Raw genomic sequence first — 13,593 nt, 5'->3', positions numbered from 1 at the left:
GGAAGCGGTCTTACCTGAGTACCGACTCGCGGGCCTGGGTGGCGGAGATGAGCCCGGCCAGAGAGGTGCGGGTTTCCGACAGTGAGCAGATCCGGTCGTCCAGACCCTGGAGGTGTTCTTGAAGGGTCTCCAGCTTGCATCCGGCGACCGTGCCGTCCTGGCGAACGCACGGCAGCAGGTCGCGGATGACCCGCGTCGGCAGTCCGGCATCCAGCAGCGCGCGAATACGGCGGACCACGGCGGGGGCGCTGTCTTCGTAGCGGCGGTGGCCGCTGTCGAGGCGGTAGGACTCCAGGAGGCTCTGCTCCTCGTAGTACCGCAGCAGTCGGACTGAGGTCCCCGTCGCGGCGGCGAGCTCGCCGATCTTCATGTGGTGCTCCTCACAACCCCTTGAACCTCACATCGGTGTGAGATCCTAGCCTGACGGTCATGCCGAACACAGATCGCCCCATCGCCCTCTACGGTTTCCTGCGGCCCAGGCCGGAACGCGCGGACGAGGTCCGGCGCACCCTCTCCTCCCTCGTGGAACCCACCCGGCAAGAGCCCGGCAACCTGCAGTACCACCTTCACGAGCACGAGGACGGCCGCTTCTTCCTGTACGAGGTCTGGCGCTCCCAGGAAGACCTGGACCGGCACAACGCGACGCCCCCGCTGCGCGCCTTCCTGGAAAACCTGTCGACTTTCCTGGAAGAAGCCCCGGAGGGCCACTTCGACACCATGCTCAGCCCGTACCCCGACACCGAACCGGCTCCCGCCTGAGGGGATGCCCGCGACAGATGCCGTTGTCCTCTGACACTGAACCTTGACCGATTGCCACTGAAGGCTGACCTCTGCGTGAGCAACAGCCCTCGTCTGTTCCCCTTCAGGCCCGCGGATATCCTCGCGTCATGCGACGACAGGGACGAATGATCAAGGCGGCTCGTTGGCTGGTGGTTTGGGCCGTGTTCACCGTCGTCATGCGCTTTGTCACCGGCCTCGCGGACATCTACAGGGGCTGGTTGTCCACTGCGGTGACGTCCGCGTTGGTGGTGGCCTCCTGGTACCTGGTCCCGTGGTTGCGGTCCCGCAGGGAGCGCAAAGCCACAGCACAGTAGCCAGACGACGGGCCCGGAGCGTCGTACCCCCGGATGAAACTCACCGGTCAAGGTTCAGTGAGCTTCTTCGAGTTGGCCACCGATCAGGAGACGGTCCATGCAGCGCAACGAGCGAGGCTCCCGGGCTGTTGATCGAGATGTCTGACGTCTCAACCACGCTGCTCGGGGGCCTCGTTGGTCATCTATCATGCCGCACTCGACCTGCCGCATGCGCTCGTGGAATGGGTGACCATGCTCGTCGTCACCCGCGAGGGTGACCGGCGCTGCAAGCTCCGCCCGTCCCGGCGTGCGATGGTGGCACTGGTGTACCTGCGCGAACACACCACCCTGGCGAAGATCGCCGCCGGGTTCGGGATCAGCGAGTCCACCGCCCACGCCTACACCAGCGCGGTCATCCATCTGCTCGCAGAGAGTGCGCCGGGCCTGTTGAAGGTTCTGCGCGAGGCCGACCCCGACTTCGCCCTGCTGGACGGCACCCTGGCCGAGTGCGACCGGGTCGGCGACGGGCGCGCGGACTACTCGGCCAAGCACCGTCGCACGGCGTGAACGTGCAGGTGGTCACCGATCCGGGCGGCCGGCTGCTGTGGCTCTCACCCACACTGCCGGGCCGCACTCACGACCTGACCGCCGCCCGCACCCACCGAATCATCCGCATCTGTGAGGGCCAGGGCGTCCCCATCCTGGCCGATCTCGCCTACAGGGTGGCGGTCCCTGGGTGAGTACGGGCATCAAGCGCAAGCCCCTGCAGGAACTCACCCTTACCGAGAAGACCCTCAACCGGGCACTGTCCGCGGCACGGGCACCGGTCGAACGCGGTGTTGCGCGGCTGAAGTCCTGGCGGATCTTCGGCAGATCCCGGTGCAGTCCAAACCGCATGACGTCAATCGCGAAAGCCGTCCTCACCCTGGAGCGGCAACGCTGAAGAAGCTCACTGAGTGACGGTGAACGCCCCTTCGATGAGGACGGGAACCGCGGTGCAGGCGTCCAGTTCGGTGGCGACAACGACGTCCTCGACAAATCCCCCGCCGATGAGCTCCCGCCCGGAGGAGCTGGCGGCCACTGCAGCGCTGACGTCCGAGGTCGCCTGGAAGCTGGCCGCTGCCACGGCGGCTTCCGGCGAGAGCGTGTCGCTGAGCCGTTCGTGCAGCGCGGCAACGATGGCTCCCGCGCCGAGCAGGTCTTCCATGGCGGGCCGCAGGCTCCCGTCGGGCCAGCGCTCGCCTGAGGCGATCACCGCGACGGGGCGGTCGGCGGTCCCGTAGCCCTGGCCAACGAGCCAGTGCGCCGCGGCCGTCGCGTTTCGGAGGGCCCCGGCAACCACAGCTTCGTCGATCTCGACCTGACGCAGGACGGCTTCCAGATACTGTTCGAGGCGCAGTGGATCCACCGCCCGGCAAGTGCGCCCGCCCTGGCGCCGGATCTTTCCTGGGATGTGGCGGGCGATCCGGACGCGCTGCGCGCTTGGGCGCTCGCCTGGGACGACGCGGACGGCAACGCGGACCTCTTCCGGCCCGAACTACTCGACGACCCAGCTACCTTCGTGCTCGCCGGACAGTCCACCGACGGTCGAGTGGTCGCCGGAGCAGTGGCGAGCTGCAGTGACCAGGTGGTCGGAATCTCCAATATCTCCGCGCTGGACGGCGGCCCTGACGTGGCCTGGCCGGTAGTACTGGACGCCGTGAACAGGCTGTTCCCCACCCTGTCGGTGGTCGGCTACGAGCAGGGCGAGGACCTGGCGGCTGCCGTCCGCCATGGCTTCGATCCGGTCGGTCCGCTGCGGATCTGGCTGCACGGCCAGTAGCCAGACCGGCTCCAGGGCCGCCCGAGCCCCCTGACTCTTGACCTGCCCCGGAACCAGGCACCTTCGGTGAGAACTCTGGACGCAGCCATCTCACCGTCCTGACACAGCCCAGCTCAGGACGCATCAGCGTCGTAATGATCGACGAGACACACGCCCGGCATCGCCAACACGACCCCCCAAGCACCCCGACAGCCCCGGCGGAAATCCCACTCCTACCTGTCACACCCCAGGTCAGCAGCCCGCCTTCTGCAAGATCTAATGAGAAGGGACACTTGCGACCGCACTCACTTGGCCCGGGGGCGTCTCACGCGTCTCAGGTGGTACTCGGACTTTTGGGGGGTCAAGGAACATCCATGTCGGATCGGGCGCCAATCCTCGTCCGTCCTGGATCTTTGGTCCTGGCCGCCGTCGGGTTCTGGCCCGGCTTGCGGTGGTGAGTGTTCCGGGCAGTTTCGCCCGGAACACTCACGACACCCGAGCAGCAGCTGGCTTACCTGGCGAGTTCAGCCGGTACGTCCAGTCTCGTCAGCTTCCGCGGGTTTCTCACCAGGTAGACCCGGGTGACCTGCCCGTTCTCCACCACGAGGCTCACCGCCGTGGCCAACTCGCCGTCGATCTCGATCCGGCCGGCAGGTGCGCCGTTGAGCCACACGGTCGTCGTGGCGAGCGCGGCCACTTCCAACCGGTTCGTGCGCGCGAGCACCTTCGCCACGAGCTCGACCCCGTGGATCGGAGCCAGAGCGGCGGCCGCCAGCCCGCCACCATCGGCGATCAAGACCACGTCCGGTGCCATGACCTCCACCAGCTCCTGCAACTGCCCGGTGCGCAACGCGAGCAGGAACCGCTCCACCACGGCCTGCTGCTCCGACCGGCTCACCTGCACCCGCGGACGCCGGGCCGCCACATGCTCGCGTGCTCGCCGCGCGATCTGCCGCACCGCGGCCGCGGACTTCCCGATGGCCTCGGCGATCTCGCCGTACGGCAGCTCGAAGACCTCGCGGAGCACGAACACCGCCCGCTCCGTCGGCCCGAGCGTTTCAAGGACGGTCAGCATCGCGATCGAGACGCTCTCCGCGAGCTCTACGTCCTCGGCGACATCAGGGCTGGTCAGCAACGGTTCTGGTAGCCACTCGCCGACATAGTCCTCGCGGCTGCGTGCCAACGTCCGCAGCCGGTTGAGCGCCTGCCGCGTGACGGTCCTGACGAGGTACGCCCGCGCGTCGCTCACCCGCGACTGGTCGACCTCGGCCCACCGCAGCCAGGACTCCTGCAGCACGTCCTCCGCGTCTGCCGCGGAGCCGAGCATCTCGTAGGCGACCGTGAACAGCAGGCTGCGATGGGCGACGAACGGGTCCTCGGTCATGCCGTCGACGCTACGCCGGACGTCTCAGGACGCGCGGCCAGCGGGATCTCGCAGGCATCGGAGTAGCCCTGCGAGGTGATCCCATGCGCCGTGTTGCACCTGGCCGCCAGGTTGGCGAAGCCGATGAACACGGTGAGCTCGACCAGCGCCGCCGGACCGAGCCGGCCGAGCAGACTCGCCGACAGCTCATCGGTGACGGTCGTCGGCGTGTTCGTCATGGCCTCGGCGTACTCCATCACCTCTCGCTCCAACGGCGTGAACACCTCCGCCTCCCGCCAGCGCGGCACCTGGCTCGCCTTGGCCAGGTCCAGGTTCTGGTTCAGTGCCGCGAAGTAGTTGATGTCGAGGCACCAGCTGCAGCCGACCTGCGCCGCGACGGCCATGTGCGCGAACGTCTTGAGGCTCGCGTCGGCCGCGTCCCAGGTGCCCACCTTGGCTGAGAACTCCTGGTTGGCCTCGGCGAGCTTGGGGTTGTTCCACAGCACCTCGCTGGGCTCGGGCACGGAACCGAGCTGCTTGATCAGATTTTCGCGGAGCTCGGCGGGGAGCTCGGCCTTCGGTACGCGTAGCGCCATGGTGTTCTCCTTGGACGTTTGCCTGTTGGGCATGAAGACACCACCGGGCCCGCGAATGTGACAACCACCATCGCCACTGCGCATCGATCGTCAGCGCGCAAAGGCCGACCCGCGGTCACTCTCAGACGAAGTGACCGGAAGGTCATTCCTCCTCACCTGCGCGTCCGGGTCAACGGCTGCCTCGCGCTGGAAGCGGTCAAACCCAACGGCGGAGCCGGACCAGATCACCTGAGACAACACCCGCCATCCCGACTCCCGGGACCAGATCACCTGAGATTCCCAGCACCCCGGCGTCTCAACCGATTTGGTCGCCGCAAGTCACAGCACTGTCCACGGACCAGATCAACTGAGCGGGGACAGCGGGGCGTACGGGCCTTTGCCGGTGGGCTGGTGCGGCGGGCGGTGGGAGCATGTCGACGGCTGCCCCGCAGGTCAGGGGTGGGCCTCCTCGGCGGGTCAGCTGGTGAGGCGGATCGGCATGAGGAGGTAGCGCAGGGCCTGGTCGTCGCTGCCGCACCCGTATGGCGGCCCGTCCAGAACCCCGGCACCAGAGTCAGCTGGATGGAAGCCTGATGGGTCGGACCGGGGGCGTAAACGACCGATTCCGCCCCCGCACGTTTATGAACCAGGAGGAAGCCAGTCGGTGCGCAGGCGGACCTCGGATGGCACCGGGGTACCGACTGCCGCGAGGAGCCCCACCGGTGCGGGGCCAGCCGTTACCTCGAAGGTCATGCTGCCGCCGGAGAACACCGCGCTGCCGAACTCCACTCTGCCGCCGGAGAACACCGCGCTGCCGAACTCCACTCTGCCGCCGGAGAACCTCGCACCGGTGAAGTCCACGCTGCCGCCGGAGAACACCGCATCGGTGAAGTCCATGTTGCCGTCGATGGTGACCCCGGTGAGATCGAGGTTGCAGCCCTGCCAGGATCGGTGATCGCCCTCGGGGATGCGGTAGGGGTCTCCGATAAGACGCAAGATCGTATGCCGGACCTCACGAAATGCGTGATACCGGTCCCTCTTGTCCTGATGGGCGTCGCGCCGTTCTTCAGAGGGCGATGTGTCGCCGGGCAAGGGGTCGGGCAGGTCGCCGGGGTCGGGAGAGAAGGGCAGTCTCAGGTAAGCGCACACCCAACGTCGATGCACGTCTGGCGCAGGCTGTCGTCGGGGGCGTCGTCGGCGAGTCCGGCCAGGGCGTGGACGCCGCCGAGCCGGACGGCGGGTGAGTCGGAGCCGAGTTTGTCGACGGCCTGGGAGAAACGCTCGGTATGCAGCCGGGTGGCCTCCCGGTGCGCGCCGGCCTCATCGACGCGCTGACGGCGGTAGGCGACGACCAGGGCCACGAGCGCACCGGCCCCGGCGACCACGCCGAAGGAAAGCTTCACCAGATCGAAGAGCGTGCTGGCGTCGAGCTTCACGGTGCGGTCGATCTCCTGGACGTCCAGCAGATACACCAGACCGTAGAAGACGCCCCCGGCGACCACAACCGCCACGGCGAAAGTGACGGGCAGAGCCCGGCCGACCCTCCAGAGCCGCAACTCCCGCTCATCCGGGGCCGATCGCGGCCGTCGGTTAACTGTCACGACGAAGAAGACAAAGCCCGAAGATCAGCGGTTGCGCTGCCCAGACGCCATCCACGCGCACCGGTAAGGATCACCTCTTCTCCCGGCTGTCGCCTACGAAGAGGTGTCGGCGTACGAGGGGGACTTGCCCATGCGGTGCGACCTGGTGAACCCCCGCCGTGATGACGCCGGGGGTGCAACTCTCGGTGGGCTTCCCCGTGCACCGGTCGATGCACCCCCGTCCAGGCACCGGTGGGACCTACGAAGGGAGCAACTCCCGGTCCTGGTCAGCTGTCGTTGGCGCCGGCGTCGCCGATGCGGTCGAAGCCTTTCTCAGCCAGCAGCGCTCCGGCAACGACACGACGGACACTGCGCCGTTGACACGGCGAACACGACGAGACCGCGAGGGTATGTACTGACAGGTGTCTGTCTCGGACAGGCGCTGGCCGCGATGCTCGTGGCATGACCAAAACGAGTGTCCCGATCACCGTCTTCGCCCGTACAACGTCCAGCCCCGCGCACACCTACCAGGTCATCGTGCCGATCGACCTCGCCCAGGTGTTCAAGCCGTGGGGACCGTTCCCCGGCGTCGCGGAAGTGCGTGACCAGACCGGCACCTGGAACCGGCCGGGGACGTCGCGCCAGACCTGGTTCACCGACGGCTCCAAGGCCGACGAGCGGCTTACCGAGATCGCGGAGGGGCACGGGTTCGCCTATGAGCTGAGTGGCTTCACCAACGTGCTGGCCAAGCTGATCTCCGGGGTGCGCGGCGAGTGGTCGTTCCTGCCCGATGGGACCGGCACGTCGATCCGGTGGACGTACGATTTCCGGCCGCTGCCGGGCCGCCGCTGGATCGTCGCGGGGCCGTTCAAGCCGCTCTGGGCCCGCTACATGCGCGCTGCACTCACCAGGATGGTGACCGTGGTGCAGCAAACGCCCGGTGGCATCATGGAGGAGTGAGCGACCTGAGCTTCGGCGCCTTACTGCGCGGCTGGCGCGACCGCCTCGACCCGGCCGATGCCGGCTACGCCCGGTCGGCCCGCCGCCGCGCCCCTGGCCTGCGCCGCGAGGAACTCGCCGAGCTCGCCGGCCTCTCCGTCGAGTACGTGCTGCGCCTGGAGCAGGGCCGGGCCACCAATCCCTCCGCGCAGGTGGTCTCGGCCATCGCCCGCGCGCTGCGGCTCACCCCGGCCGAACGCGACCAGCTCTTCCGCGCCGCCGGCCTGCTCGCCCCGCGCGACCACACCGTCGGCACTCACGTGCCGCCGAGCATCCGCCGCCTCGTTGCCCGCCTCGGTGACCTCCCGATCGGCGTGTTCGCCGCCGACTGGGGCCTGCTGTGGTGGAACGACATGTGGACGGCTCTGCACGGCGACCCGTCCGGCCTGCCGCCCGCCGAACGCAACCTCGCCCGCGCACTCTTCGGCACGGGAGAGGGGCGCTGGCACCTGTACCCCGTCTCATCGGCGGCCGGACAGTACGCGTTCGAGACGGCGATCGTCGCGGACCTGCGCGAAGCGGTCGGCCGCTATCCGGCCGACCCGGAGCTGGCCGCGCTCGTGGACGGGTTGCGCAGGGCCTCGCCGTTCTTCGGTGAACTGTGGGCCGTGGCGGGCATGGAGCAGCTGACTGGGGACCTGAAGACGATCAGCCATCCCGAGCTTGGCGACGTCACCCTGGACTGCGACGTGCTGACCTTGCCGGGAGTCGACCTGCGCATCGTCACCTACACAGCGGCCCCGGGAACCCGCGGCGCCGACCAACTCGATCTCATGCGTGCGTCCCGGCTCAGCGAAGCCCGCTGACAATCGGGGCGCTGAGGAACTCATTCGGCATCTGGCCGTTCATCGCAAGCACCAAGTGGTGTGAAAACGCGGGTCTGTTACAGATTACGAGGGAGTGGTCACGGCAGGTGATGCCGCTGTTCGAATCGAGGTAGGGCACAGGCAATGGCGGTTCGCCACCGTGCCGCGCCCCGGGCATCCTTGGCTCAGCCCAGCGCGTCCATCAGGCCGGTGACATAGGCATCCAGCCGCTGCTCCACGGCTCGCGTCGTCAGCTCGGTCCTCCCTGCCTCCCGCCATGGCTGCGCCACCGACTGGACATCCTCAGAGGACGCCAGCGCGTCCCGCACCTGCCAGTACAGCCGCTCGCTCGCGGCCGCGGCCAGCACCCCGCCGGCCTCCTCATACGCCTCAGCGAACCGCAGACCCCACACCGGGCCGTGCAGCAGCGCGAGATTGGTGGAGCAGTGCGCGACATCGAGATCTGCCGGGCCCCAGGAGGTCGCTGCCCAGTCAACGACGCCGGTGATCCGGGCACCTGCCGACCCTGGGAGCGGCACGTCGAAGAGCACGTTGAGTCTCGTTGACCGACTCGATGACCTGCCGCAACGGCTTGAACAGGGGTCCGCCGGGCCGCTGCCGTTCGCCCTTGCGGGTCGGCCGTCGCAACTGGATGCCCTGCTGGGTGAGTTCCTGTTCGACGTCGCGGCCGAAGTAATTCTTGTCGCCGATCAGCGTCTGGCCGGGCCGGACGCTGATCGGCGAGGTGCGGTTCAGCCGCGAGCAGGTCCCGCAGCGGCTTCCGCACATCGGCCTTGGCCCCGGTGAGGGCGAAGGCGATGGGCGGGCCCTGGAGGGTGCACACCAGGTGCAGCCGCAGGCCCCAGAAGAAGCGGCTGTGACTGGCGCCGTAACCGTACTGGGCCCATCCGGCCAGGTCGGAGCGTTTCACGGTCTCTCGCGAGCGGCCGCATTCCACAGGTGTGGAGTCCACGATCCACACGTCGTCGCTCCACGCCGAGGTGCTGGTGGCCAGGATTCGGGTGACCCGGCGAAGCAGTTCGGCGGCCTTGCGCAGCGCTTGTTGTAGCCGGGTCGCTGCGGTAGGCACGGGAAGAGGTGTCGCAGGTGGAGGCGGGCATGCCGGAGCCACCTGGCCTCGGAGGTGAAACCGAGCATGGCCTGCATCATCGCCAGGGCGACCAGCTCGGGGTCGGTGAGCTGCGGCGCGATTCCCACGGCAGGCCGCCACGGCGCCAAGTCCGGACGCTCCTTCAGCAGTTCGTCTGTTGCCGCGTAGAGTGCTGTCGCGAGGGTGTCCAGGTTGTTCGTCACACACGGTCTTGGATGCCCTCGTTCTCGTCTCCGCAGACACATGACTGAGCGCCACACAGGTGGCCGTTTGAGCACCTTCTGGCATCTCCCTTGATCGCGAGGAAGAACCCGCCGGTAGGGTCGGCTTGAGGACGGTGTCACCTGGGGGGACTGATGACAGCAGCGGATGCAGTGCCCATAGTCTTCGTTCACGGGACGCGCTTCAGCGCGGGACAGTGGAGCATGCAGCTTGCCGCACTCCGGGACGAATTCCCGGTAGTCGCCGTCGACCTGCCCGGCCACGGCGAGCGCTCGGCTCAGCCCTGGAGCCTGAGCACTGCGACGGAGATCATCGCTTCCGCGGTGGACTCGCTCGACCGCGGGCCGGCTCTGGTCGTCGGGCACTCGCTCGGCGGATACGCCTCGCTGGAGTTCGCGCGGCGCTGTCCGGAACAACTGCGCGGGCTGATCCTCGCGGGAGCCAGTGCCTCCACCCGCGGCCTCTGGACAGCACCCTATCGGTGGGTCGCCAGGCTGGTCCCTCATATTCCGGCGGGCCGCCTGGCCCGGTGGAACGACCGGTTGCTGCGGCGGCTCTACCCACGGGAAGTGATAGAAGCGACCATCCGTTCCGGCTACGCCTTCCATACCCTGCCCGCAGCCTGGACTGAAGTACTCGGACGCTTCGACGCGGGGGCGATGCGTTATGTGAAGGCTCCGGTCCTCATCCTGAACGGCGAGAAGGACGCCGTCTTCCGCGCCGGGGAGGCGGACTTCGCCCGCGCGCATCCGTACGCTCGCGTCGAATTGATCCCGCGGGCACGACACCTCGCGAACTTCGACGACCCAGATGCTTTCACTGATGCTGTCCGCCGCTTTGCCCGCCAACTCCCTGCCGCCGGCTGAGCGCGCCACAGCCGGGGTCACCTGGCGCCCCTCAACACTTCGACAGCGACCGAGTACTCAGCTGTGATGCTCAGTCACAAGACGCCCCCTTGGAATTGATCATCTCGCTCGTACTTTGGGCCGGCCCCGGTCTGCCGTCGCCGAGCACCCTGACGCCGTTCGTGCCGTCCGGACTCGCAGCGTCCTTCCCAGCGTGGCGCAAGTTCTCCGATCAAGTCGGCGAGGAGTTGGCAGGAGAGGCCGCAGAAGGCGGGATGCGACATGGCAGCGCGGGCTCGCTTGATGTCCACACCACGAGAACCCGCGCGGCCGGTGTCATGTCACGGCCTGCCAGGCAGGGAGGTCAGACCCGATCGAGAGGCCGGTGCGGCCCGCTGGGAAGCTCCGCTTTGATCGTGTCGCCGGGACGCACCACGCCGCCCTCCTTCACGATGCTCATGATTCCCGCCTTGCGCACGATGGTCCCGGCCTCGTCCCGGCCGACGACCTGCTTCAGTAGCCCATCCTGGAAGTTGTCGATCTGCAGGCAAGGATTCCGCAGGCCGGTCACCTCCAACACCACCGTGTCGCCAATGCGCAGCAGGGCGCCGACCGGCAGGCCAAGCAAGTCGATCCCGCAGGTGGTGATGTTCTCGCCGAGCTCACCGGGCGCCACCCGGAACCCTTCTTCGCCAACCTCGGCGAAGAGCTCCTCATGGATGAGGTGGACCTGACGCAGGTTCGGCTGGGTCGGATCCTGCGCGACGCGCGAGCGGTGCTTGACCGTCACACCGGCGTGTACGTCGCCCTCCACACCGAGCCCGGCGAGCAGCGTGATGCTGTCCCGGTTCGGCTTGGTGAACGAGTACTCGCCGTTGCTGCTGACCGCCGTCACTATCCCGCTCATACCTCGAGACTCCCCTCCTCCGTAACAATGATCAGCCACGACGCTACCCCTCGGACCGCCACGTGCAGCAGCCGCCGGTCAATCGCGGGTCAGGCCGTTAGCCCACGAACGTTGTTGCGTAGAGAAGCCCCAGGACGGCCAGGACCGTCCCGATCAGGCGGAAGGCAAGCGCGTTGGACGCTTCGAACCGCCCATTGGACCGACCGCTAAGCGTGGTCGCCATACGCGGGCCCATGAATGCGGTGATCAGCCCGAAGAGAGCGATGAGAATACCCGCGGCGACGTTCATGTCAGCTCTCCTAATTCAGCGACGACGCTTGGCATACATGACGCCGACGAAGATCGCGGCCACGATGAACAGGCCGATAGCCAGGTAAGGAGACCATGAGGGGCCGTCGGGCCGGTCACTGGCGAGGATGAGACCGCGTTTGAGACACGTCGTAGGACAATCGGGCGGTGACGCGATCCCGAAACCGTGGCCGCTCCCTTGAAGAGCTTGAACGCGACCGCTGGCCAGCTCCGCCGACCGACGCCACCCGTCTTGTCGCTACTGCACACGCCTTGCGGCGTCGGCCGATCGACGAGCTGACAGTCGAGGACTTGCGTCTGTTGATCGGGCAAGACATCGGATTGCCCTACAACCACCTGGGCCACTTCCGGCTTGCCACCGGGCTGCGCCGAGCGCTGGCGGCCGCGTCCGGCGCCCGGGTGGTGGTGGTCAGCTCCTCCGCCCAGTCGAAGACCGCCAACGTCCTCTTCGCCGTCGAGGCCGACAAACGGTGGGCCGCCGACGGCATCCGTGTCAACGCCCTGCATCCCGGCGGCATCCTCACCAACCTCTCCCGCCACATGGACCCCGAGGTGCTGGAGCGCAGGACAGTCGACCGCACGAAGCCCACGAAAACCCCCCAACAGGGCGCGGCCACCTCCGTACTGCTCGCCACCTCCCCGCTCCTCGAAGGCGTCGGCGGCCGGTACTTCGAGGACTGCAACGAGGCCGAGACAGCGCAGGACACACAGCCCTACCAGGCCGGAAGCGTCAGCGGCGTGACCTCCTACGCCCTCGACCCCGAAGCCGCCGCACGGCTGTGGGAGGTCAGTCTCGACGCGGCGCGACGCTGACGCGCTCGAACCGCGTCGTGCGCGATTGCCCGAACTGATTTCCCGCCGGTCATCACGCCGGCAGCAAGGACAGACAAACCATGAAGCTCTCCCTCGTCGAAGTGGCCGCCGTCACCCCCGGCACCGACAAGCCGCAGGCCCTTCAGGACGCCGTCGACGCCGCGCGGCAGGCAGAGGAACTCGGCTACCACCGCATCTGGTACGCCGAGCACCACAACACCGCGGCCTGGCCTCCCAGGCACCGGAAATCCTCATCGCCCTGGCGGCCCACACCACCCGGCGCATCCGTGTCGGCTCCGGCGCGGTGCTGCTCAACCACTACAGCCCCTACAAGGTCGCCGAGACCTTCCTCCAGCTCGAAGCCCTCGCACCGGGCCGCATCGACCTCGGCCTCGGCCGGGCCACCGCGGGCCCGCTGGCCGACCTCGCCCTGCGCCGGGACCGCAACGCTTCGCCCGTCGACGACTTCGACCTGCAGATCCAGGAGGTACTCGCCCACCTCCACCGGGACTTCCCCGCCGGCCACGCCTTCGCGCGCCTCGATGCGACCGCCGGCATTCCCACCCGACCCGAGGTGTGGATTCTCGGCTCCTCCGGCAGCAGCGCCCGGATGGCCGGACAACTCGGTCTCGGGTACGCCTTCGCCGGCTTCATCAGCCCCGACGGAGCCGCCCCGGCTCTGCACGGCCACGACGCCTCCCTCAGACCCATCCCCGACAGACCAGCGAAACACCGCGCGATGCTGGCCGTCAGCGCCGTGGTGGCGGACACCGACACCGAGGCGCAGCGGCTGAACTGGTCGAGGCGTGCCCTGCTCGCGCGCATGGCCCGCACCGGCACCGCTCCCCACGTCCCGACCGTCGACGAGGCCGCGCGTGAACTCACCCAGGAGGAGAAGGACGCGCCCACCGTCATCACGGACGGCCGCTGGCCGCGCCAGCTCGCCGGCAGCCCCGCCACCGTCCGGGACCAGATCGAGCAGATGACCAAGGCCACCGGCGTCGAGGAAGTGATGGTCCAAGACGTCATCGCGGACCCCCTGGCCCGGGCGCACTCCCGCGCCCTGCTGGCCCAGGCCCTCGGTGTCGGCCCCGACCGGATGGCCGCTGTCTCCTGATCCGTTGATCCGCCCGCGCCGCCATCGGGTCAAAAAACCGCCCGGCCCGCGTCCTCGCCGTGCCCGACGCAG

At 68.2% G+C, this 13,593-nt stretch carries 16 protein-coding genes and 4 pseudogenes; 10 read left to right on the top strand and 10 right to left on the bottom strand.

Features of this window, described 5'->3' with window-relative positions; all coding sequences use genetic code 11:
* Positions 1 to 10 precede the first annotated feature (10 nt).
* Positions 11 to 370, bottom strand: coding sequence for a MerR family transcriptional regulator (locus QF027_RS49170; RefSeq protein WP_307082177.1), 360 nt, complete (start codon positions 368 to 370; stop codon positions 11 to 13).
* Between the two features lie 59 nt (positions 371 to 429).
* On the opposite strand from QF027_RS49170, the gene QF027_RS49165 reads away from it, so the two are divergent.
* The 3 genes and pseudogenes from QF027_RS49165 to QF027_RS49155 all read left to right on the top strand — a co-directional run bounded on the left by QF027_RS49165 (position 430) and on the right by QF027_RS49155 (position 2,016).
* Positions 430 to 759, top strand: coding sequence for a putative quinol monooxygenase (locus QF027_RS49165; protein ID WP_307082176.1), 330 nt, complete (start codon positions 430 to 432; stop codon positions 757 to 759).
* A gap of 128 nt (positions 760 to 887) precedes the next feature.
* Entirely contained in the window at positions 888 to 1,094 is a 207-nt protein-coding gene (locus QF027_RS49160; protein ID WP_307082175.1) for a hypothetical protein, read from the top strand.
* Positions 1,095 to 1,268: 174 nt separating this feature from the next.
* Positions 1,269 to 2,016: pseudogene (locus QF027_RS49155) on the top strand (transposase family protein).
* A gap of 6 nt (positions 2,017 to 2,022) precedes the next feature.
* On the opposite strand, the gene QF027_RS49150 reads toward QF027_RS49155, so the two are convergent.
* Positions 2,023 to 2,481 (bottom strand): 2-phosphosulfolactate phosphatase, encoded by a 459-nt coding sequence (locus QF027_RS49150; RefSeq protein ID WP_373432486.1) that lies wholly within the window; start codon positions 2,479 to 2,481, stop codon positions 2,023 to 2,025.
* On the opposite strand from QF027_RS49150, the gene QF027_RS49145 reads away from it, so the two are divergent.
* Positions 2,374 to 2,895, top strand: coding sequence for a hypothetical protein (locus tag QF027_RS49145; RefSeq protein ID WP_373432485.1), 522 nt, complete (start codon positions 2,374 to 2,376; stop codon positions 2,893 to 2,895). The two genes, QF027_RS49150 and QF027_RS49145, sit on opposite strands and share 108 nt — an antisense overlap.
* A 490-nt stretch (positions 2,896 to 3,385) precedes the next feature.
* On the opposite strand, the gene QF027_RS49140 is transcribed toward QF027_RS49145, so the two are convergent.
* The 4 genes from QF027_RS49140 to QF027_RS49125 all read right to left on the bottom strand — a co-directional run bounded on the left by QF027_RS49140 (position 3,386) and on the right by QF027_RS49125 (position 6,323).
* Positions 3,386 to 4,258 carry an RNA polymerase sigma-70 factor gene (locus QF027_RS49140; RefSeq protein ID WP_307082173.1) on the bottom strand — a complete coding sequence of 291 codons (873 nt, stop codon included), beginning with the start codon at positions 4,256 to 4,258 and terminating at the stop codon, positions 3,386 to 3,388.
* A complete protein-coding gene (locus tag QF027_RS49135; protein WP_306986399.1) occupies positions 4,255 to 4,833 on the bottom strand; it encodes a carboxymuconolactone decarboxylase family protein in 579 nt (192 codons plus the stop codon). The genes QF027_RS49140 and QF027_RS49135 overlap by 4 nt, the downstream gene beginning before the upstream one ends.
* A gap of 618 nt (positions 4,834 to 5,451) precedes the next feature.
* Complete coding sequence (locus tag QF027_RS49130) at positions 5,452 to 5,808, bottom strand: pentapeptide repeat-containing protein (protein ID WP_307082171.1); 357 nt, start codon at positions 5,806 to 5,808, stop codon at positions 5,452 to 5,454.
* Between the two features lie 137 nt (positions 5,809 to 5,945).
* Complete coding sequence (locus tag QF027_RS49125; protein WP_307082170.1) at positions 5,946 to 6,323, bottom strand: hypothetical protein; 378 nt, start codon at positions 6,321 to 6,323, stop codon at positions 5,946 to 5,948.
* A 531-nt stretch (positions 6,324 to 6,854) separates the two neighbouring features.
* On the opposite strand from QF027_RS49125, the gene QF027_RS49120 reads away from it, so the two are divergent.
* Positions 6,855 to 7,352 (top strand): SRPBCC family protein, encoded by a 498-nt coding sequence (locus tag QF027_RS49120; protein WP_307082168.1) that lies wholly within the window; start codon positions 6,855 to 6,857, stop codon positions 7,350 to 7,352.
* Complete coding sequence (locus tag QF027_RS49115; protein WP_307082167.1) at positions 7,349 to 8,197, top strand: helix-turn-helix domain-containing protein; 849 nt, start codon at positions 7,349 to 7,351, stop codon at positions 8,195 to 8,197. The genes QF027_RS49120 and QF027_RS49115 overlap by 4 nt, the downstream gene beginning before the upstream one ends.
* Positions 8,198 to 8,382: 185 nt before the next feature.
* Here QF027_RS49115 and QF027_RS49110 read toward each other — a convergent pair.
* Positions 8,383 to 8,751, bottom strand: a pseudogene (locus tag QF027_RS49110) (phosphotransferase); the annotation flags it as partial.
* A pseudogene (locus tag QF027_RS49105) lies at positions 8,708 to 9,511 on the bottom strand (IS982 family transposase); the annotation flags it as partial. The pseudogenes QF027_RS49110 and QF027_RS49105, both read right to left, overlap by 44 nt.
* Before the next feature lie 153 nt (positions 9,512 to 9,664).
* Here QF027_RS49105 and QF027_RS49100 point away from each other — a divergent pair.
* The gene (locus tag QF027_RS49100; protein WP_306972315.1) at positions 9,665 to 10,396 is read left to right on the top strand and encodes an alpha/beta fold hydrolase; all 732 of its coding nucleotides are present in this window, start codon (positions 9,665 to 9,667) and stop codon (positions 10,394 to 10,396) included.
* 343 nt (positions 10,397 to 10,739) lie between these two features.
* Here QF027_RS49100 and QF027_RS49095 read toward each other — a convergent pair whose 3' ends face one another.
* Together QF027_RS49095 and QF027_RS49090 are read right to left on the bottom strand one after the other, a co-directional pair.
* Positions 10,740 to 11,282 carry an MOSC domain-containing protein gene (locus QF027_RS49095; protein ID WP_306972316.1) on the bottom strand — a complete coding sequence of 181 codons (543 nt, stop codon included), beginning with the start codon at positions 11,280 to 11,282 and terminating at the stop codon, positions 10,740 to 10,742.
* A 97-nt stretch (positions 11,283 to 11,379) separates the two neighbouring features.
* Positions 11,380 to 11,571, bottom strand: coding sequence for a hypothetical protein (locus QF027_RS49090; protein WP_307082164.1), 192 nt, complete (start codon positions 11,569 to 11,571; stop codon positions 11,380 to 11,382).
* Positions 11,572 to 11,738: 167 nt separating this feature from the next.
* On the opposite strand from QF027_RS49090, the gene QF027_RS49085 reads away from it, so the two are divergent.
* From QF027_RS49085 to QF027_RS49080, 3 genes and pseudogenes are all read left to right on the top strand, one after another.
* The gene (locus QF027_RS49085; RefSeq protein ID WP_307082162.1) at positions 11,739 to 12,404 is read left to right on the top strand and encodes a contact-dependent growth inhibition system immunity protein; all 666 of its coding nucleotides are present in this window, start codon (positions 11,739 to 11,741) and stop codon (positions 12,402 to 12,404) included.
* Positions 12,405 to 12,484: 80 nt separating this feature from the next.
* Positions 12,485 to 12,616 (top strand): annotated as a pseudogene (locus QF027_RS49960) (LLM class flavin-dependent oxidoreductase); the annotation flags it as partial.
* Positions 12,601 to 13,521: an MsnO8 family LLM class oxidoreductase gene (locus QF027_RS49080; protein WP_373432526.1), complete on the top strand. Its 921-nt coding sequence runs from the start codon at positions 12,601 to 12,603 to the stop codon at positions 13,519 to 13,521. The pseudogene QF027_RS49960 and the gene QF027_RS49080, both read left to right, overlap by 16 nt.
* Positions 13,522 to 13,593 lie beyond the last annotated feature (72 nt).

Origin of the sequence: Streptomyces canus (assembly GCF_030816965.1) — a bacterium.
Classification (GTDB): domain Bacteria; phylum Actinomycetota; class Actinomycetes; order Streptomycetales; family Streptomycetaceae; genus Streptomyces; species Streptomyces canus_E.
The sequence above is the reverse complement of the archived record's forward strand: the minus strand, read 5'-3'. Positions and strand labels throughout refer to the sequence as shown.